The 18,831-nt window shown below is 54.0% G+C and carries 14 protein-coding genes; 8 read left to right on the top strand and 6 right to left on the bottom strand.

Annotated features, from left to right (window positions below):
• Window positions 1-2: 2 nt before the first annotated feature.
• From WG68_RS12860 to WG68_RS12850, 3 genes are all read right to left on the bottom strand, one after another.
• On the bottom strand, window positions 3-2,582 hold the full coding sequence (locus tag WG68_RS12860; RefSeq protein ID WP_083981885.1) for an EAL domain-containing protein: 2,580 nt from the start codon (window positions 2,580-2,582) through the stop codon (window positions 3-5).
• An 81-nt stretch (window positions 2,583-2,663) separates the two neighbouring features.
• On the bottom strand, window positions 2,664-3,857 hold the full coding sequence (locus WG68_RS12855) for an acyltransferase family protein (RefSeq protein WP_046558101.1): 1,194 nt from the start codon (window positions 3,855-3,857) through the stop codon (window positions 2,664-2,666).
• Window positions 3,857-5,776 carry a glycoside hydrolase family 3 N-terminal domain-containing protein gene (locus WG68_RS12850; RefSeq protein ID WP_235357734.1) on the bottom strand — a complete coding sequence of 640 codons (1,920 nt, stop codon included), beginning with the start codon at window positions 5,774-5,776 and terminating at the stop codon, window positions 3,857-3,859. Before WG68_RS12850 ends, WG68_RS12855 begins: the two co-directional genes overlap by 1 nt.
• Before the next feature lie 138 nt (window positions 5,777-5,914).
• Between WG68_RS12850 and WG68_RS12845 the strand changes: the two genes are divergently transcribed.
• The 4 genes from WG68_RS12845 to WG68_RS12830 are packed head-to-tail and all read left to right on the top strand — an operon-like array spanning window position 5,915 to window position 10,479.
• On the top strand, window positions 5,915-7,489 hold the full coding sequence (locus tag WG68_RS12845) for a sodium:solute symporter (RefSeq protein ID WP_046558099.1): 1,575 nt from the start codon (window positions 5,915-5,917) through the stop codon (window positions 7,487-7,489).
• Window position 7,490: 1 nt separating this feature from the next.
• Window positions 7,491-8,369: a BadF/BadG/BcrA/BcrD ATPase family protein gene (locus WG68_RS12840; RefSeq protein ID WP_046558098.1), complete on the top strand. Its 879-nt coding sequence runs from the start codon at window positions 7,491-7,493 to the stop codon at window positions 8,367-8,369.
• A gap of 11 nt (window positions 8,370-8,380) precedes the next feature.
• Window positions 8,381-9,301: an N-acetylmuramic acid 6-phosphate etherase gene (gene murQ, locus WG68_RS12835; RefSeq protein ID WP_046558097.1), complete on the top strand. Its 921-nt coding sequence runs from the start codon at window positions 8,381-8,383 to the stop codon at window positions 9,299-9,301.
• Entirely contained in the window at window positions 9,298-10,479 is a 1,182-nt protein-coding gene (locus WG68_RS12830) for an exo-beta-N-acetylmuramidase NamZ family protein (RefSeq protein ID WP_162836468.1), read from the top strand. The genes murQ and WG68_RS12830 overlap by 4 nt, the downstream gene beginning before the upstream one ends.
• A 19-nt stretch (window positions 10,480-10,498) precedes the next feature.
• On the opposite strand, the gene WG68_RS12825 is transcribed toward WG68_RS12830, so the two are convergent.
• A complete protein-coding gene (locus tag WG68_RS12825) occupies window positions 10,499-11,317 on the bottom strand; it encodes an META domain-containing protein (RefSeq protein WP_046558096.1) in 819 nt (272 codons plus the stop codon).
• 151 nt (window positions 11,318-11,468) lie between these two features.
• On the opposite strand from WG68_RS12825, the gene WG68_RS12820 reads away from it, so the two are divergent.
• Window positions 11,469-12,023 carry an NADPH-dependent FMN reductase gene (locus tag WG68_RS12820; RefSeq protein ID WP_046558095.1) on the top strand — a complete coding sequence of 185 codons (555 nt, stop codon included), beginning with the start codon at window positions 11,469-11,471 and terminating at the stop codon, window positions 12,021-12,023.
• A gap of 15 nt (window positions 12,024-12,038) precedes the next feature.
• Here the strand turns inward: WG68_RS12820 and WG68_RS12815 are convergent, their stop codons facing one another.
• Window positions 12,039-13,460 carry a M14 family zinc carboxypeptidase gene (locus WG68_RS12815; protein ID WP_046558094.1) on the bottom strand — a complete coding sequence of 474 codons (1,422 nt, stop codon included), beginning with the start codon at window positions 13,458-13,460 and terminating at the stop codon, window positions 12,039-12,041.
• 124 nt (window positions 13,461-13,584) lie between these two features.
• Here WG68_RS12815 and WG68_RS12810 point away from each other — a divergent pair, with 124 nt between their 5' ends.
• Complete coding sequence (locus WG68_RS12810) at window positions 13,585-15,747, top strand: tetratricopeptide repeat protein (protein ID WP_152663098.1); 2,163 nt, start codon at window positions 13,585-13,587, stop codon at window positions 15,745-15,747.
• Here the strand turns inward: WG68_RS12810 and WG68_RS12805 are convergent.
• Window positions 15,685-16,455 carry a hypothetical protein gene (locus tag WG68_RS12805; RefSeq protein ID WP_046558093.1) on the bottom strand — a complete coding sequence of 257 codons (771 nt, stop codon included), beginning with the start codon at window positions 16,453-16,455 and terminating at the stop codon, window positions 15,685-15,687. The two genes, WG68_RS12810 and WG68_RS12805, sit on opposite strands and share 63 nt — an antisense overlap.
• 248 nt (window positions 16,456-16,703) lie before the next feature.
• Here WG68_RS12805 and WG68_RS12800 point away from each other — a divergent pair, with 248 nt between their 5' ends.
• Entirely contained in the window at window positions 16,704-18,098 is a 1,395-nt protein-coding gene (locus WG68_RS12800) for a Na+/H+ antiporter NhaC family protein (RefSeq protein ID WP_046558092.1), read from the top strand.
• Window positions 18,095-18,802: a M15 family metallopeptidase gene (locus tag WG68_RS12795; protein ID WP_046558091.1), complete on the top strand. Its 708-nt coding sequence runs from the start codon at window positions 18,095-18,097 to the stop codon at window positions 18,800-18,802. Before WG68_RS12800 ends, WG68_RS12795 begins: the two co-directional genes overlap by 4 nt.
• Window positions 18,803-18,831: the final 29 nt, after the last annotated feature.

The raw sequence follows: 18,831 nt of genomic DNA, 5'->3' as shown, positions 1-18,831 counted from the left end.
GCTTAAGCCGGTATTTGCGGCGCGCTGCTCAGCGCTGCTACCGGCACCGGCCGCCCCAGCAAATAGCCCTGAAACTGCTGGCAGCCCAGCTGCTTGAGTGCCAGATACTGGGCTGTGGTTTCTACCCCTTCAGCAATAACATGCAATTCTAAACTGCTCCCCAATGCCAGAATCGTTCTGATTATCGCTTCATCACTGGGGTCATCCAGTAAATCACGCACAAAACTGCCGTCTATCTTCAGCTGATGCAGCGGTAAACGTTTTAAGTAGCTCAGCGAGGAGTAGCCGGTGCCAAAATCGTCCAGCGAAAAGCGTACCCCCAGCGCACGTAACTGCTGCATTTTACCGATAACGGCTTCAATGTCCTGCAGCAGCTGGGTTTCTGTCAGCTCCAGCACCAGGTTTGCCGGATTGGCGCCGGTTTGTTGCAGGGTGTCGGTCACCAGCGCGACAAAGCTGGGATCATGTAACTGGCGCACACTTAAGTTTACCGCCAGATGCCAGCTGGCTTTGAGCGGATCAGTCTGCCAGCTGGCCAACTGCTGACAACTCTGTTGCAAGACCCAGGCGCCGATCGGTAAAATTAAGCCGCACTCTTCAGCCAATGGAATAAAGTCCTCAGGAGATACCGCTCCCAGTTCAGGGTCGGTCCAGCGCAGCAACACTTCCGCCCCTAATACCTGGCCATTACTATGATATTGCATCTGGTAGTGCAGACAAAAACGTTGCTCGCTCAAGGCCAGCCGTAAGCCCTCCAGCATAGACGCCCGGGCCAGCACCTTGGCTTGCAACGTGCTGTCATAAAAACAATACTGATTGCGGCCCCGGTTCTTGGCATCGTACATGGCTAAATCGGCCCGCTGCAGTAGCTCGTCGACATTGCCGGCGTCACTGAACATGGCAATGCCAATACTGGCACTGATGCTATAACTGCGCTCAGCCAGTTTAAATGGCAGGGTCAGCATATCCATCAGCTTCATCGCCAGCAGCTCTACCCGCTGCCCGGCTAAATCGGCGCGGGGTTGTAACTCGGGCAGCAACACCACAAACTCGTCACCGCCAAACCGGGCCAGGGTATCGCTTTTACGCAGCTGTTCACTAAGCCTGCCGGCGACCTGGCTCAGTAGCTCATCCCCCACCGCATGGCCCAGGGTATCGTTTAAATCTTTGAAATGGTCCAGATCGATAAACAGCACCGCGCCCTGACAGGAAATACGTCCAGCAAGACTAAACGCCTGTTCCAACCGCTCCAGCAATAACCTGCGGTTGGGTAGCGACGTTAATGCATCGTAAAAGGCCAGCTGATGAATGGCAGCCTGATTTTGCTTATGCTCGGTAATATCGGTCGAGATACCACACAGCGCGTAAATCTCACCATTGGCATAGCGTAAAGGTAGCTTCACCGATAAATAGGTATGTACCTGGCTGCCATCCGCCATGGTGTTAATTTCTTCTGCAACAACCCGCTCACCGGCAGTTAGCACCCGTTGATCATTCAGCTGCAGCTGACTGACGGTTTTGGCATCAAAAAACAAACTGTCGGTGTGGCCAATAATTTGCTCTGCCGGACGCCCAAATAATGCAGCAACTTTATGATTGACGTACTGATAACGCGAGCGGCGGTCTTTAATATAAATATGGGCATCGACACTGTTTAAAATAGTAGTAAGCCGCGCCAGCTCCAGCTGCATTTGCTGTAACTGGCCGCGGCTGCGACGCCAAAACCAGTACATTGCCGCGCCAGCAAGTATGAGTAGCAAGGCACTAAGTGCCGACCATAGCTTCAGCAGGGAAAAATTCACCACCTTAGTGCCTGGCTGACTCCAGCGGCTAACGGTTTGAAAATAAAATGACTGCGGATCGGCCTGCCACTGCTGCAACTGCTGGTCGATAACCGTTAGCAATTCCAGATTGCGGTCCGGGGCCACCGCAAAATACAATGCTACCGGATCAAAACGTATCGGGCTGGCTTTAAGCTGAAATTCTGCCGCCCGCAAGTCACCAAATAAATGATTGGCCACCGCAGCATCTGCCTGGCCGGCGGCCACTAAATTAAAGGCGGCCTGCAGCGACTGCACCGGCAACAGGGTCAGCGGCAGCTGCTGTTGCCCATTGTAGTGTTGCAAATAAAGGTGCTGCGAGCTGTGTTGCAGCACCGCGATTTTGCGGCCGGCTAAATCAGCCAGCTCTGCAACAGGCTGGCCAGGCAGGCTATAGAGTGTAGACCAGCTGTGTAATACCGGCGTCTGGTGAAAACGCATGCTCAGTGCGCGCTCGGGGCTGTAAGCCACATCGGGTAACAGGTCAATATCCCCGCTTCTGAGCAGTTCCAGGCAGTAGGCCCAATCACAGCTCACCGGCTTTATCTGCCAGTTTTGCTGCTGCGCAATATGTTGCAGCAAATCACCAAAGATACCGCTGGGCATGCCATCCGCCGCCACGCTGATCTTTGGCGGGTTTTGATAAATACCTATGACTAGCTGCCGGCCATTCGGCCGAACCGGCTCGCTTGCCCCAATCTGCTGACTGGTTGCCACAAACCCGCTAAAGATAACCAATGCCCGCAGGGCAGAACAACGCATAAACACATCACTTTATAGTTAATTGCCCTTTGAGCTTACTGCAGGCAGGCCAAATTGCAAATGCCACCAGGGGCCAACTCACTACACTTTGAAAATATGCCCTTTGCGGTAACACCAGTGCATCAGCAGATACGATAACAGCAAAAAAACCAGCGCAAAGGCCAGTGAGCCATTCAGGTTGCCCAACAACGGTTGCAACAGCCGGTTGAACAACCAGCTTTTTAATACCGTATCGCCGACCGGGATCATCACCAGTATCCTGGCTGCCACCCCTGCCAGCATAAAAAATAAAATAGCGTTGGCGCCAAATACCAGAAAAGGTGCACTCCAACGCCGCCAGCGTTTAACATCACACAACCAGACACAGGCCGCCATGGCGATAGCGCAGTAACCGCTGCTCAGCAACACGAAACTGGGCGTCCACAGACTTTTATTAATCGGTAAACTAAAATGCCATAGTTCTGCCAGCCATACCGCTATCAGCCCCACGAACAATAAACCGCGAATTTTCTGGGCCAGGTTACGGCCACTTTGCAGCCATTGCATCAGCAACACCCCGCTTAAACAACTGGCCACCGCCGGTAAGCTGGACCATAAGCCTTCGGGGTCGAAGGCAAAAGGCGTGGCGTTACGGTAATAAACGTGACTGGCTCCCAGCACATTATGATCGAGCCAGGCCGCAAAGCTGTTGCCAAACAGCCACAGGCCGCGGAACTGATTGCCATAGCTATCCTGATAGGGTGCGTACAACATAGCCGCCAGGTATACCGCGCATAGCCCGATTAACCAGGCAATCCGGCCGCGGCTGCCGCAATACAACACAATAAGGACGGTAGCAAAATACACCAGCGCAAGCCGTTGCAGCACGCCCAACCAACGCACGGTTAACAGCTTTTGCTCGAGATAACTGTATGCAGGGTCGGCAAAGTTGTAGTAAAACAGCGCCAGAAACAGCCCCAGCCCAAACAGTCTGGCACTGCGGAATACCGCCTGGCGAATTACCAGCGCCTGTGACAGCTGCTCTTGCCGCTGCAGGCTCAGTTGCAGCGACATGCCAACGATCACAATAAAAAACGGGAAAATCAGATCGGTTATCGTCCAGCCGTGCCACTGTGCATGGCGTAGCGGGCCATAGACATGACTCCAGCTACCCGGGTTGTTTACCAGGATCATGGCAGTAATGGTCAGGCCACGTAACACATCCAGCGCCAGTAAGCGCTGTGGCGGCAATGCCGCCAGAATAGTATCGCAGTGACGCCACAGCCAGCTCAGCATCAGCGAGCAGCTTCAGCCACTGAAGATGGCTGCAAGGCCGCTGCCGGTAAAACCGTTACCGGCAGGCTGCCGCTGGCGCTGGTCTGGCCCAGCAATACTCTGGCCAGGGCAGTATAGGTCGCGCCGGGGTCGCCGGCGGCTATGGCGTTATCGTCACTGTTATAGGCATAACTGGCCAGCACCAGATCGGCGTACTGACCATAAATGGCAGCATCATAGGGCGCCCGCAGGCTGATATAAACATGGGGTGTTTGTTGCTGGCGCAGCTGGCTGAGTAAATTCAGAAAGTCCTGTTGCTGGCGCTGGTAACGCGCCGCCAGCGGTCCCATCGCTGCAATATCATCCATGCCACCAATTTCGGCTAAGGATGGCATTGGCGTAATAAAGCCACTAACTACCACGTCGGCTTGCGCCAACAGCTTACTGGCCTCACTTAAGTCGTCCTGCAGCAAGCTCAGATTAACGATATTAAGCGGCTGCGGGCTTTGTTGTTGTAATGCCAGGCGCAGCGCGGCGGCTTTATTACTATCAGGCATTAATAAAACGATTTTATTGCCTGCGGCCAGGGTTAGCGGTTTGGGCTGTGGCTTGCTGTTTAGCGCTATCTGGGTAATCGCCGCCTGAGCCAGTGCCAGTTCAACCTGCCGATGCATTGGGCTACCCAGTATCTTAGCGGCCTTGGCCAGTTGCCCGGCAGCGCTGCCAGCTGGCAACAGCGGGTACTGCTGTTTCAGGGCAATAATCCGCTGGTAGGACGCCTGTAACTCCGCCCTATCCAGCTGACCACTGGCCACCGCCTGTTCCAGTGCGCTTAGCAGGGCCGCTAAATCGGCCAGCTCGGCCGGGTTTTGCAGTTTAACCGGCATCAGCGCAATATCGGCACCCGCCGCAAAGGTTGCAATTACCGCCTCGTGCGGGCTGAAGAAATGACTAATACCCGCCATATCCAGCGCATCGGTAACAATAACGCCGTTGTAGGCCAGTTGCTGGCGCAGTAAATCATGCAAAATGGCCCGTGATAAGGTGGCCGGTTTCAACATTTGCTGGCCGTCTTTACCACTAAAAGTACTGCTGTCCAGCGCCGGATACTGAATATGGGCTGTCATAATCATCCCGGGATTGCTGCTGCGGATGATCTCAGCAAAAGGCAGTAAATCGACCTGATCAATCTGCTGGCGGCTATGCTCTACCCGCGGTAAGCCTAAATGGCTGTCGATATGCGTATCGCCATGGCCGGGAAAATGTTTTAAAGCGGCGATTACCCCGCGCTGCTGCATAGCGTCTGTCATGGCACTACCGAGCGTAGCGACTACGCCCGGATCCTCGGAAAAAGCCCGCACATTAATCACCGGGTTCTGCGGGTTAACATTAACATCCACCGTTGGCGCAAAGTTAACGTTAATCCCCAGCGCCAGCAGCTCATCGGCCAAAATGCCGCCTACTGCTTGCGCAAAATGGCTACCGTGTAACGGGTAAGTGGCACCAATGGCCATATTGCCGCTAAACGAGGTGCCCAGCTGGCGCGGCAAACGAGCCACCCGACCGCCTTCCTGGTCAATACTGATAAACAACGGCTGCGCTAACGCCGAGCTGGCCGCCGCCTGTTGCAACTGGCGGTTCAGCCTGATGATTTGCGCGCTATCCTGCAGATTTTCAGCAAATAAAATTACCCCACCAATATTATGTTCGCTAATCAGGCTGGCTAACTGTGGCGGTAAACTGGTCAGCGGCGTCCGACAGCGGCCAGCCGCTACCGCCTCATCGCAGTAATAACGCAAGTCGAGCATCAGCTTTTGCCCCAGCATCTGACTGATGCTCGGCTCTTCCACGGCTAACACCGGGCCGCTCATGGCCAATACCCCTGGCAGCAGCATCCCCGCCCACCGCAACCGTTGCCACCAATTTTGCTGATCCGACACACTGTCTACTCCACTTATGTTAAGGTAAGATTTGTTCAGAAACGGCTTGCAGTAAAACAAAAAAAACAGGCAACCGCCAGTAGTGGCCGCTTGCTACCTAACAATTAACCGCAAACATGAGCCCGCAGGAAGCCTGCTATGCAACTCACCCTATTAGACTGGATAATATTTTTCGGTTATTTTCTGCTATTAGCCACGCTGGCTATTTGGGTAAACCGGCGCCGGGCCAACAACAGCAGCGATTACTTTCTGGGTGGCAATAACATGCCGCCGCTACTGGTGGCGATTTCGGTGCTGGCCACCTCGCAATCTGCGGCCACCTTTCTTGGCGGCCCCGATATGGGGTTTCGCGGCAATCTTAGCTATCTGGCCACCAATATTGGCGCCATCATTGCAACCTTGCTGGTGATAAAATGGCTTATTCCGCGTTATTACCAGCTGAAAGTGACTACCGTGTACGAACTGCTGGAAAGCCGTTTCGATGCGACAGCCAAAAACCATGCCGGCAAAATGTATTTATTTGGCCGGGCTTTTGCCAGCGGCGCCCGCTTGTATATGGCGGCGCTGGCCGTTGCCATGTTGTTATTTAACAATATTGAGCCGGCCAGTGTCATCCTGGCCATCGGCTTACTGGCCATTGTCGGCCTGGCGTGTACCATGGCCGGGGGTATTCGCTCGGTTATTTATACCGATGCACTGCAATGCGCGGTGTATGTTACCGCCGCGCTGGTGGTGCTGGGTTATTTATACAGCAGTTTACAGTTAGACCTGGCCAGCCTGTATCAGGTGCTGGCTGCACCGCTGGCCGATGGCAGCTCTAAATTATTATTGTTTGATTTCAGGCCCGATTTTAGCAGCAGCGGCGTATTTACTATCTGGTCGGCGCTGACAGGTTTTGTGCTGCTGAATATCGCCGCTTTCGGCCTGGATCAGGATATGACTCAACGGGTATTAACCTGTAAAACAGCCGCCGGCGGTGCCAAAGCCTTGTTATCATCGGCGTTAATGGTGATCCCGGTGATGCTGCTGTTTATTGTCATTGGCTTATTGTTATATATCTATTATCAGCGGCCCGATGTCTTTAGTCACAGCGGCCAGTACAGTGGCAGCTTTGCCGGTGAACAAATTACCGTCTTTATGTATTATGTCTTAAATGAATTACCATCAGGCTTACGCGGCCTGGTGGTGGTGGGGGTGATAGCCGCCGCCTTATCAACCATTACCTCGGGTTTAAATTCGATGGCGTCAGTGCTGGTAGCCGATATTTACCAGCCCTGGCGCCAGCGCCGGCAGCCGGCAACCGGCGAGCGCCACTATGTGCGGGCTGGCCAGTACGCCATGCTGTTAACCGCACTGACGCTATCGCTGATGGCGGTCCTGTGCTTTTACTGGCAGCAATACTCGGCCATGCCGTTATTGGCCTTTGCTCTGAGCGTGATGGTATTTTCATACAGCGGCTTGCTGGGCGTATTTTTTACCGCGCTGTTTAGCCAACGTGGCAATAGCCGTAGCGTAACAGCGGCATTGATAGCAGGATTTACGGTGACACTGCTGATGCAACCTTATTTACTGACGCTTATCAGCCCCACCCTGGCCAGCTGGGATCTGGGCTTTAGCTGGCAGTTATGTATCGGCACCCTGGTCGCCTGGTTAGTGTGCCTGAGCGGCAAAGCCCAACCCGGCGCAGCAGTAATAACCCGAGTGGAGAACTAACATGTATTTACTGGCCATAGACGGCGGCGGTAGCAAAACCCTCGCCAGGCTGAAACAGCCTGGCAGTAACCAGCTATGGCAGGCTGCCGGCGGTCCGGCCCAATTGTCTAATAATCTGGAGCAGGCACTTTGCAATGTCCGGCAATTAAGCTTACAGCTCTGTCAGCAAGCCGGGATAAGTCCTAGCCAGGTGGTTGCCTGTATTGGTCTGGCCGGTGCCGGCAACCCGCAACTGCACCGCGAGTTTAGCCAGCAACTGGCGCTGAACTTTGCCGCCTGGCAACTGACCACCGATGCGCGCACCTCCTTGTACGGCGCCAATAGTGGCCAACCCGTAGTGATGGTGGCGCTGGGCACCGGCTCGGTAGCCATGCGCTTACTGGATGATGGCAGCGAGCAACAAACCGGCGGCTGGGGTTTTAACATTGGCGATGAAGGTGGCGGAGCCTGGCTGGGTAAGTTGGCGGTACGCCAGTTATTATGGCAACTGGACAGCGATAGTGGCCTGAACAGCCCCCTGACCCTGGCACTGGCTCAGCACTGTGGTGACAACGCTAACAGGGTGCTACCCTGGTTAAAGCAGGCCACAGTAGCAGATTTTGCCGCGCTGGCGCCATTAGTGTTTCAGCATCACGCTTGCCCGCTGGCCCAGCAGTTGCTGCAACAACAAGCCGATGCGATTGCCGAGCTTATTCACTGTTGCCGCGGCCAGCGGCCACTGCCGGTGGTACTGCTGGGCGGCCTGGCCAGTAGCTGCCAATCGTTGCTCAGCGCTGATATCAGCTCGCTGTTACAGCAAGCCAAAGGCGACGCCCTGGATGGCGCCCTGATCCTGGCGGCACGCCAGCTGGCCCAGCTAAACCCCGTTAACCTAACCTGAGTGAACGTCTGATGAGCCAAACCGAATTACTGCAACAACTGGCCAATATGAATACCGAGGCCCGCAACCCGGCGTCAACCAGGCTGGACCAACTGGACAGTCTGGCCATTGTCAGCCTGATTAATCAGGCTGATCATGCGGTTGCCGCGGCAATCACCCCAAGCTTGCCGGCGGTAGCCCAGGCAGTAGACGCTATTGTAAGTGCCTTTAGTCTGGGCGGCCGGTTAATTTATCTGGGTGCCGGCACCAGCGGCCGCCTGGGTATTTTAGATGCCGCCGAATGCCCGCCGACCTTCAGCGTGCCGGCTAATCAGGTGGTGGGGCTGATTGCCGGGGGCAGCCATGCAATCCAGCACGCGGTAGAAGGTGCAGAAGACAGCCCCGAGCTGGCAGTAGAAGAATTAACCGCCATTAACTTTGGCCGCAATGACATTCTGGTGGGCATCGCTGCCAGCGGCCGCACGCCTTATGTGCTTGGCGCACTGGCCTATGGCCGTAAACTCGGTGCCACCACCGTGGCCATTAGCTGCAATGCCAGCGGCCCCATTCTGGCCGCCGCCGATATCGCGATTTGTGCTGAAGTGGGCCCGGAAGTACTGACCGGCTCTACCCGGATGAAAGCCGGTACCGCCCAGAAAATGCTGCTGAATATGTTAAGTACCGCCGCCATGGTACTTACTGGCAAGGTGTATCAGAATCTGATGGTCGATTTACATGCCAGTAATCAAAAGCTGCAGGCCCGGGCCGTCAGAATTGTGATGCAAGCCACCGATTGCGACAGCGTCACCGCCAATGCCGCGCTGCAACAAGCCAATATGAGTGCCAAACTGGCTATTTTGCTGATCCTGACCGGCCAGGATCTGCCACACTGTCAACAGGCACTGGCCGCCAGCCAGGGTTTTGTGACTAAAGCGCTGCAGGCGGCCAAATGATCCGTTGGCTCAGTATACTGGCCCTGCTGTGGCTGGCCGGTTGTGGTGTCGCAAACTTGCCAACCCAGGCTGAGCCTGCAGCCGCCCCCATCACTCCGGGGGCCGAGCGCCTGGCTGAGTACCTGCCGCTGCTGCAAGGCAAAAGGGTTGGCCTGCTGGTTAATCAAACCTCAAGGGTCGGCGAGCAGCACCTGGTCGATGTCTTGCTGGCCCATCAGGTGAATATTGTCAGCATTTTCGCGCCGGAACACGGCTTTCGGGGCGATCACGACGCCGGTGCCAGTGTCAGCTCCGGCGTCGACAGTAAAACCGGCATCCCGCTGTTATCGCTGTATGGCCCCAGTAAAGCCCCCAGCGCCGCCCAAATGCAGGCTGTGGATCTGGTGATCTTCGATATTCAGGATGTCGGGGTGCGCTATTACACTTACATCAGTTCCATGCACTACCTGATGCAGGCCGCGGCTGAGCATAATGTAGCGATGCTGGTACTGGACCGGCCCAATCCAAACGGCCGCTATCTGGATGGGCCGCTACTTGATTTAGCCTATCAGTCGTTTGTTGGTATGCACCCTATTCCGCTGCTGCACGGCATGACAGTGGGCGAGCTGGCATTAATGATTAAAGGCGAGCGCTGGATAACTCAGGCCGAACAACTGGCGCTGACGGTGATCCCGGTTGCCCATTATCAGCGCGCTATGACCTACAGCCTGCCAGTGCCGCCCAGCCCGAATTTACCCAATGATCAGGCCATAGCGCTGTACCCGTCACTGGGCTTTTTTGAAGCCACGCCACTCAGTGTCGGCCGCGGCACGCCGATGCCATTTCAGGTTATTGGCTATGATAAGTTCAGCCTGGGCGATTTCAACTTTACCCCGGTAGCAACCCCCGGCGCCGCTCTAAACCCGCCGCTGAAAGACACCCCCAGCCAGGGCCAGGATTTACGCCAGGTTAGCGCCGGCGGCTTAGACTTAAGCTATGTCATTAACTGGTATCAGCTGTTTGCCGCGCAGCAGGCCACTTTTTTTAACTCCCCGCAGTTTATGGATAAGCTGGCCGGTACTGCCAGCTTGCGCCAGCAAATTGAGCAAGGCTTAACCGAGCAGCAAATTCGCGCCAGCTGGCAACCGGCGCTTAAGGCATTTGCCGCACAGCGCCAGCCGTATTTACTGTACCGTTAATGGCGCGTTGGCGCTGGCTTTAATGTTCGCTGGCGTCAGCCAGCCGCTTAAACCGGGCCAATGGCGCCATCCTGGCCCGGTTCAGGCTTAGCTCGTCACCGGCAATGCTGATATTATCAACCTTGCTCAGCACATCCAGCAGTTGCGGCTCTATGGTATCTTGCAAACAGGCCTTACGGGTGGTGGCCAGCGGACTAAAACTTAGCCGGGGGCCTTGCAGCTGATAGCCACCAGTCAGGTTATTACAGCCGGTATAGCCACTAACCCGCCCCTCAGCATCAAATTGCAAAAATACCTTGTTATCAACGTCAACGGTTTTTTGCAGCAATTCGGTCAGTTGCCACTTGCCGTTAAGGCTCAGTAGCTCACCTGAGGGCTGCGGGTCTTCGTCTGCTTGTTTGGCTAACCAGTATTGCCCGGCCAGCTCACCCCCGATCCGTTCGCCCTGTGAGTCCAGCAGTAACAGTCGATTTTCCCCCACCAGCAAGCGGCTGTTATCCGCATCATCCAACTGAATGATGCGCCCGTCACTGCTCCAGCGAAACTGGCCCTCGGTCAACTCGGGTTCATCTGCCCGCTCCTGGTAATAGCGCGACAAGCTGTACTGCTGGTTGGCTTCCAGTTGCAGGGTCATTTTAATGCCAGGGCAATCGGCACAAGGGATCACCCCCTGATAACGGCCTGGCCAGTCCAGCGCATTCTGGCTGGTGTCGGCAGGAGCCGCCGGCAATTGCGGGATCTGTTCGTTTAACGCCGGGCGGCTTTGATCCGGCTGACAGCCGGCCAGCACAACTAAACATAATACGCTGCAGCCAAGCAGGCTTAATGGGTAACGCATAACAGGCTCCTGAAACGGCTTTTAACCCGATAAATGGTGACAGTATAGCGGCCATTTTGCGGCTGCCAACTTTACCGGCGCTGAACTTCCGCACGAAAAAACCTACCAATGAACTACACTCTACAAACTGTTTTAGACATCAGGAGTCAAAATGAGTATCAATGTGCTGGCCATTTGCGGTAGCTTGCGGGCCAAATCCACCAACCGGGGACTGCTGCGTTACGCCATGGCCAATAGCCCCGACGGCATGAAAATTCACCTGGCCGATTTATTAGACGTACCATTTTACAACGCCGATCTCGGGGCCAAACCGCCGGCCGTTGACACCCTGTGCCAACAACTGGCACACGCCGACGCCTTACTGCTGGCCTGCCCGGAATATAATTACTCGCTGGCACCCGCCTTAAAAAACGCACTGGACTGGGCCTCACGTGAACCCGACAACCATCTGCTCAGCGGCAAACCGGTAGCGATTATGGGCTCTGCCGCCGGCATGGGCTCCAGCCGCGCCCAATACCATTTGCGCCAGGTTTGTGTCTATTTAAATTTGCATCCGCTGAATCAGCCTGAGGTGTTTGCCAATGCCTTTAGCGGCGCTTTTGATACCGACGGCAATTTAACCGACGACAAAATTCAGGCCAATGTGCGCAAGCAACTTGCGACCTTACTGGCCTGGCAGCAGCGACTTAATGGCAACAAAGCCTGAATTACGTGCCAGCTGTCAGTTACCGCTATAGGCATCAACCAGGCTGGCATCGGCCAGCCGGATCAGCCGGCCATTGATCACGGCCCATTGCACAGCGCCCTCTAGCGTCAGCAAAAAGGTGGTGCTGAGCTGCCGCTGCGGCCATAGCGTATTCACACCGCGCGGGTTTATCGCCACCGGCAAGCCAGAGTTATTGGTTAGTAGTCTGGCCTCACCACTAAAATGGCTGTAACCCTCGGCCAACAGCTGCACATAGCGCTCAGCGCTTAAATTAAGCGGCCCGGTAAGTGGATACGCCTTACCAGCGCTATATACCATGCCACTGGCGTCCAGGCTGTGGTACCCACCGTAAATACTGGCATCGCCAATTTCATTTAACACCACCGGGCCCCGGCCATTGCCGCCGGCGGTAAATGCCAGGTCTACCTTAGCCAGCGGACCACTGCCATCGGCCCGTTGCAGCGTCACATCACTGATAATCAGATCTTTCATGCCGTTGCTGTTGTTCATTGGAATGCTGTTGTAACCGCTTAAATCATAATCGCGATAGCTGCCGTTGCTAATCATCGCCAACCAGCTTAAATACAATTGCAGATTTAACTGGCGGGCCTGCTGGCGGAAGCGGTCATTATACTGGCCGCCGGACTCCACCAATACTGTGCTGATGCCCATCGCCGAGAAGGTATCGCCAAAAGAGCGGATAGAATATTCGTCATCATAGCGGCCCAGCTGCTGCGGCAAGGCCTTATCCAGCATGGGTTTTACCGCACTGATTAACTGCATGGCCGCATGGCGGCTGGGGTTTATCTCGCGCGCCTCGTTATAGGCCGGTGCCAGCAAAGAGATAGTTGCCGGCTTTTTACTATCTCCTGCGCCGTGGTAGCGGTTCTGATCATGCAGGTTAAAGCCGTAATGCGGCTTTATTTGCTTGGCTGCCTGCATTAACAGCTGGCCTTCCGGCGTTTGCAGCGCTAAAGCATCGCGGTTAACGTCAATACCCAAAGCATTAAAGCGACTGTTGCGCTCAGCACCATCCGGGTTAAGCATCGGAATTAAATACAGGCTGATGTTATCCAGCCAGGCCGGGGAGGCTTGAGTACTATCAGTTTGCTGTTGTGCCTGCAGCACTGCCAGTAAATCAAACAGCGCCGCGGTGGCGGTGGGTTCATCGCCATGCATTTGCGACCAGGCCAGCACTTTACGCTCACCCTGGCCAATTTTAATTAAGTATATTGGCCGTTGTTCGACCGAGCGGCCCAGCTCTGTGACTTCAAGCCAGTCTTGCTGCTGATAATAGTGAATAAGGGGTGCTATATCGCCATGGGTTATCTGGCCCTTGGCCAGGCCCGGCACGGTAAATTCGCTATAGTCTGCCGCCGTTGCCAGCCCCGATAACACGGTACTTAATGCTAACCATAATGATACACGCTTTAACATGGACCCTCTCTTTCGTTTATTTCGCCCCTAACCGCTGCTAACCATACCACAGCCAACGGCGCTCAGCACACTGGCCAATCCTGGGCTAAGCTTAGCATTCGCTTAGCCAACAGGGATGCTCGCCTTGCTTCGCCCAGGTCAGTTTTACCAGCAACTGCTTCGCCGTAAGGTACTGAACACCATACTGCCTTATCTGGCCATGGTCTGGCTGATTTTGCAGGTGGTGGCGGTGGTTAGCCAACTGTTAAACCTGCCGCCCTATGTGGGCAATATTATTGCCATTAGTCTGTTTGCCGCAGTGCCACTGCTGCTGTATCTGGCCTGGTTTTATCAGTATCAACATGGCCAGCTGCAGGCTATCGCCAACGCCGATGGCAGCGTGCCAGCCCCTTTTGGCTACAAACAACTGAGCATCATACTGCTGCTAAGCATCGGCTGTGCCCTGCTCGGTTATCAGTATTACCTGGCAAGCCGGCCGGCAACTGAGCCCGAACCCGTTAATATACTGGCTGCCAATTCTATTGCCGTATTGCCCTTTACCCAGCTCAGCCAGGATCAGGATACGACTGAGCTGGTATTATTAGCCAGCAGCCTGGCTGAAGAAATCAGCAGTCAGCTTGGCCGCACCCCGGGGCTAACGGTGGCATCTGCCAGCTCGGGTCAGATACTCAGCCGCCAGCAATTAAGCCTGCCCGACATTGCCCGCCGGCTGCAGGTTGCTACCTTACTTACCGGCAGCATCAGCCGCGAGGGCCAGCAACTGCAGATCCGGCTGAATTTGCTCGATGGCCAGAGCGGCCAAACTTTATGGAGTCAACAGTTACAGCGTGAGTTAACCGATATATTTGCACTGGAAACCGAAGTGGCCCGCTCGGTAGTCAATGCGCTGCAGGCCAGTCTAGCGCCCGGCAGTGCCTTACAGGATCTCTCGGCCAATGCCAGTACCCAAAGCGCCGATGCCTATTTAAGTTACTTAAAAGCCCGTGAGCAATACCGGCTGCAAACCAGCGAGGGCATGCAGCAGGCCCGTAAGTTGTTTGAACAAGCCATAGGCCAGGACCCGGAATACGCCCAGGCCTATGTTGGCCTGGCGGATACGCTATTGTTGATGGCGGATAGCGGCAAAGAATTCGGCATCCTTAAAACCGACATAGCCACTTCACTTGGTCAGCAATATTTGGAAAAAGCACTCAATCGGGCACCACAACTGGCTGAAGCTTATGCTGTCAGAGGTAGATTATTTGATATGTTGCAACAGGAGGAACAGGCTCTTAGCAACTTTGATCTAGCAATACAGCTTAATCCTAATCTGGCCATTGCCCACATGTGGCAATACCTGACACTTAAACGTTTGGGCCACTATGGGCAGGCCGTAATGTCTCTGGAGCGGGCTTATCAGCTGGATCCGGTGTCGGTGGCGGTACTGTATAACCGTGGCTATGAACAGGCGATCCGCGGCCAGTTTGCTGAGGCACTAAGTAGTTTTAATCAGTTAGTGCAGGACTTTCCGACGTCACCAATGGGTTATGCCGGCCTGGCGTTAAATGCTTTTCATCATGGCCAATTGGCCGACAGTTTGCATCACTGGCAGCAGGCTTGGCAGTTATCACCAGATAACCTTTTTTATAAGCAAAATTACCAATCTTTACTGTTAACTCTCAATTTGGCAGCTGACCATCCTGAGCTGCACGAAGATCCCAACAACTTGCTACGCCAGGGAAATTATCAAGCTTTGTTCAGTGAAATGGATTTTCGTATGGCAGCCCAACCAAATGACTACTGGCTAATTTTTTGGACAGCCTGGTACCAAATGTTAGTTGCTGAGCAGCATGTTGCAATTAACTTACTGATAAAAAGCTACCCTTTTTTTACTGAGGACGAGCTATTTGCTATGCCAATGTGCAGCCCGGCTATTGAGATAGCCTGGGCTTTGCAACAACAAGACCAAACTCAGCAAGCTGATAAGCTACTGGCGCAATGCCAGCAACAATTAGATGACGCCATGCAAGGCGAGCTAAGAGATAGTTATATTAATCATCTGGCGGCGCGGCTGGCGGCTTTGCAGGGCAATAACGAACTGGCAGTGCTACAACTGCAACAAGCTATGGCCTTTGGCTGGCGTGAATGGTGGACTTTTAATGATCCTATTTTCCAGAGTATTCCGGCAGAGCAGCTGGCGCCACTGCGCCAGCAGTTAGAAACAGCACTTAGCGAGCAACGCCAGTTAGCGCTGGCGCGAACGGAACAGGAATCGATGGCGGCAAAACCACAGCAAACCGATAAATAAGCTTATTGTTGCCGGCCCTGACACCTGCACCGCCCGTTGTTCCAGAATAAATACCTGTTCAGAAGGCGAGCTAAAGCTCAGCACGTCAGAGCGGTTGCCAGTGTAGTAATAGCAATTTTCATCACCGTCATCCAGAAACACCGGATAACATTCATCGCGATCATTGCGATAGTAAAAATCACTGTCCGGGCCGGAATAAAAGGTACTGTTAAAAGTCAGCCAGTATTCACCGGGTAGCAAGTCAGCTGGCATAACGGCAGCAGGGTTAAAGTCATTTCCGCGTAAACCGGAAAATACCCAGCTTTGCTCGCCCTGGCGTAAGGTCCAGCTAAATTCCGCAGCAAAAGCTGCCGGAAAATCCCAAATCAATGCGCTTTCAAAATCCAGCTGTTCGCCCAGTTCAAACTGATAATAGCACGGGTCTTCCTGCCAATATTCCGGTGGTGGAAAAGAATCAAAAGGCAATATCAGCCAGCAGTCCCGCGGCACCGCCAGCAGTGGCAAATCGCCGCTGGTAAAACTAACCCGGTTAATGGCCGGGGCGCCGGCCAGCAGATAGCTGTCAATAAAATAGCTGTTATCATGCAAACCATAACTTTGCGGGCTGGTGGCGGTTTCTGAGCCACGACCACCACCACGTACTAAAGTGGCCTCTACCAAAAAACTACAAAACAGCAACCCTACTACAGCATATTTAAAAAAACGCATAACCAACCTCCATGGTACTGATGCTGCATTTCACCGGCTAACGGCATACCAGACCACGAGGGCAAGCTTCAGGTTAAGAAAACTTAAGTCAGAATGACTTAGTTTAGAGCCCACTAAGTAAAGCAGAAAACCGTTAAAACACCAGTGGCTGGCTTGCCCGCTGCAGCTGATAGCTGTATAAAAGTAACAGCTTGTCTTAAATCTTTGAAAATGACTAAGCCTGACAATAAGAACAATAAAAGGAGCCTATGGTGGCAGACTGGTTAACCCTACTTCCGGCCCTGGTCGCTATTGCCGTGGTGCTGTGGCGCAAAGAAGTGATTCTGGCGCTGTTGTTGTCGCTATGCAGTGCTGAACTGTTAATTTTTCTGCAAAATGGCCAGCGCTTTGGCGCCGGTTTACTGCTCGATGGCAGTATTCAGACCCTGGAGCGGATTATTGCCGTGACCGGTGATGCCGATAACGCCCGCATTTTAATGTTCTCGTTACTGGTCGGCGGCTTACTGGCCTATATGCGCTATTCAGGCGGGGTGTCGGCCACCGTGGCGATGCTGGTCAATAAAGGCATTGCCCGCAATGGCCGCCAGGCCGGTTTACTGACGTTTTTTATCAGCAGTGTCACCTTTATTGAATCTAACCTCAGCTCGTTAACCGCCGGTATCAGCTCGCGCGGCCTGTTTGATAAATTTAAAATGAGCCGGGCCCGGCTGGCTTATATTATCGACAGTACCAGTGCGCCGATTTGCATTCTTATTTTACTTAATGGCTGGGGCGCCTATATTCTGGGGCTGCTAAGCACTTACGACCTACCGCAAAGCCCGGTGGCTATTTTAATTGGCACTATACCGCTGAATTTTTATGCGCTGATAACTTTAGTGGTGGTGCTGTATACCATTATCAGCGGCAAGGTGCACGGGCCAATGCGTAAATCTGAGCAGCAGCTGCATACCTTGTCGCACCACAGCGAAATTGAAACCCCGGCCAGCCATCCCGCTTTTATGCTGGTGCCGTTAATTACCCTGGTGGCGGCGATGCTGGGCTTTATGCTGCTTACCGGCAATGGCCAGCTGGTGCAGGGCTCTGGCTCAAAATCGGTGTTATACGCTACCGCCCTGTCATGCGTGGTGGTGTACTGCATGATGCTGCTAAGCCGCCGCTTTGCCCACCAGCAACTGGTTGATATCGGTTTTAAAGGCATTGGTGAATTACTGCCATTGGTTACCATAGTGCTGTTATCACTGGCATTAGGTGCCAGTTTAAAACTGCTGGGTACCGGCACCTTTATTGCCAGCATTGTTGATCAGAGCCTGCCACAGGTACTTATTCCGGCGCTGCTGTTTTTAGCCGGCGCCCTGATTTCCTTTACCACCGGTACCAGCTGGGGCACCTTTGCTATTCTTATTCCGATTGGTATGCCAATGGTCAGCCTGCTCGGCTTACCCCCTTCGCTTATCCTGGCAGCCATTTTAAGTGGCGGGGTGTTTGGCGATCACTGCTCGCCTATTTCCGACAGCACGGCAGTAAGCTCGGTGGCCGCCGGTTGTGATTTGCTGGAGCATGTAAAAACCCAGCTACCCTATGCCCTGGTGTGTGGCGCTATCGCCTTAATCAGCTTTGTTGTTGCCGGAGTATTGATGATATGAAACTGTTTTCACTCAAACCCATTTGCTTGTTTAGCCTGCTCAGCGTACTGCCGTTGCCAGTGTTGGCCAGTTCACAGCCGGCAACCGACGTACCGGCCGACTTTACCGATGTCACCAGCCTGCTACCTGAAGCGCAAATTCATATGGCATACCTTGGCAGCCATAACTTTGTCGGCAGCCCGGTTGATGGCTATCAGGCCAATAAATGCTATTTACAAGACAACGCCGCGCAGGCGCTGGTAACCGCGCAGCAAGCCGCCGCAGCCAAAGGCTTAACGCTGTGGATTTTTGATTGCTACCGGCCACAGCGCGCAGTAAACCACTTTATGCGCTGGGCCGCCGATTTAGCCGACACCAGCACTAAAGCACAGTACTACCCTAACCTGGATAAAGACCAGCTGGTCGGCGAATACATTGCTGAAAAGTCCGGCCATAGCCGCGGCAGCACTATCGACTTAACCCTGGCAGCCAAAGATAGCACTGGCAACTGGCGGCCCATCGATATGGGCTCACCCTTTGATCTGTTTGACCCGGTATCCAATGTCGGCCACCCCGGCATCAACAAAACCCAGCAAGCCAACCGCCAGTTGCTGGAAACCATTATGTTGCAGGCTGGCTTTAAGGTGTACAACATGGAATGGTGGCACTTTACCCATCAGCCACCGGTGTATACCGAGCAGTATTTTGATTTTGTCGTCCGTTAAATACCCATTTACTTGAACTAATGTGAGAC

Origin of the sequence: Arsukibacterium ikkense (genome assembly GCF_000987775.1) — a bacterium.
GTDB lineage: Bacteria > Pseudomonadota > Gammaproteobacteria > Enterobacterales > Alteromonadaceae > Alishewanella > Alishewanella ikkense.
The sequence above is the reverse complement of the archived record's forward strand: the minus strand, read 5'-3'. Positions and strand labels throughout refer to the sequence as shown.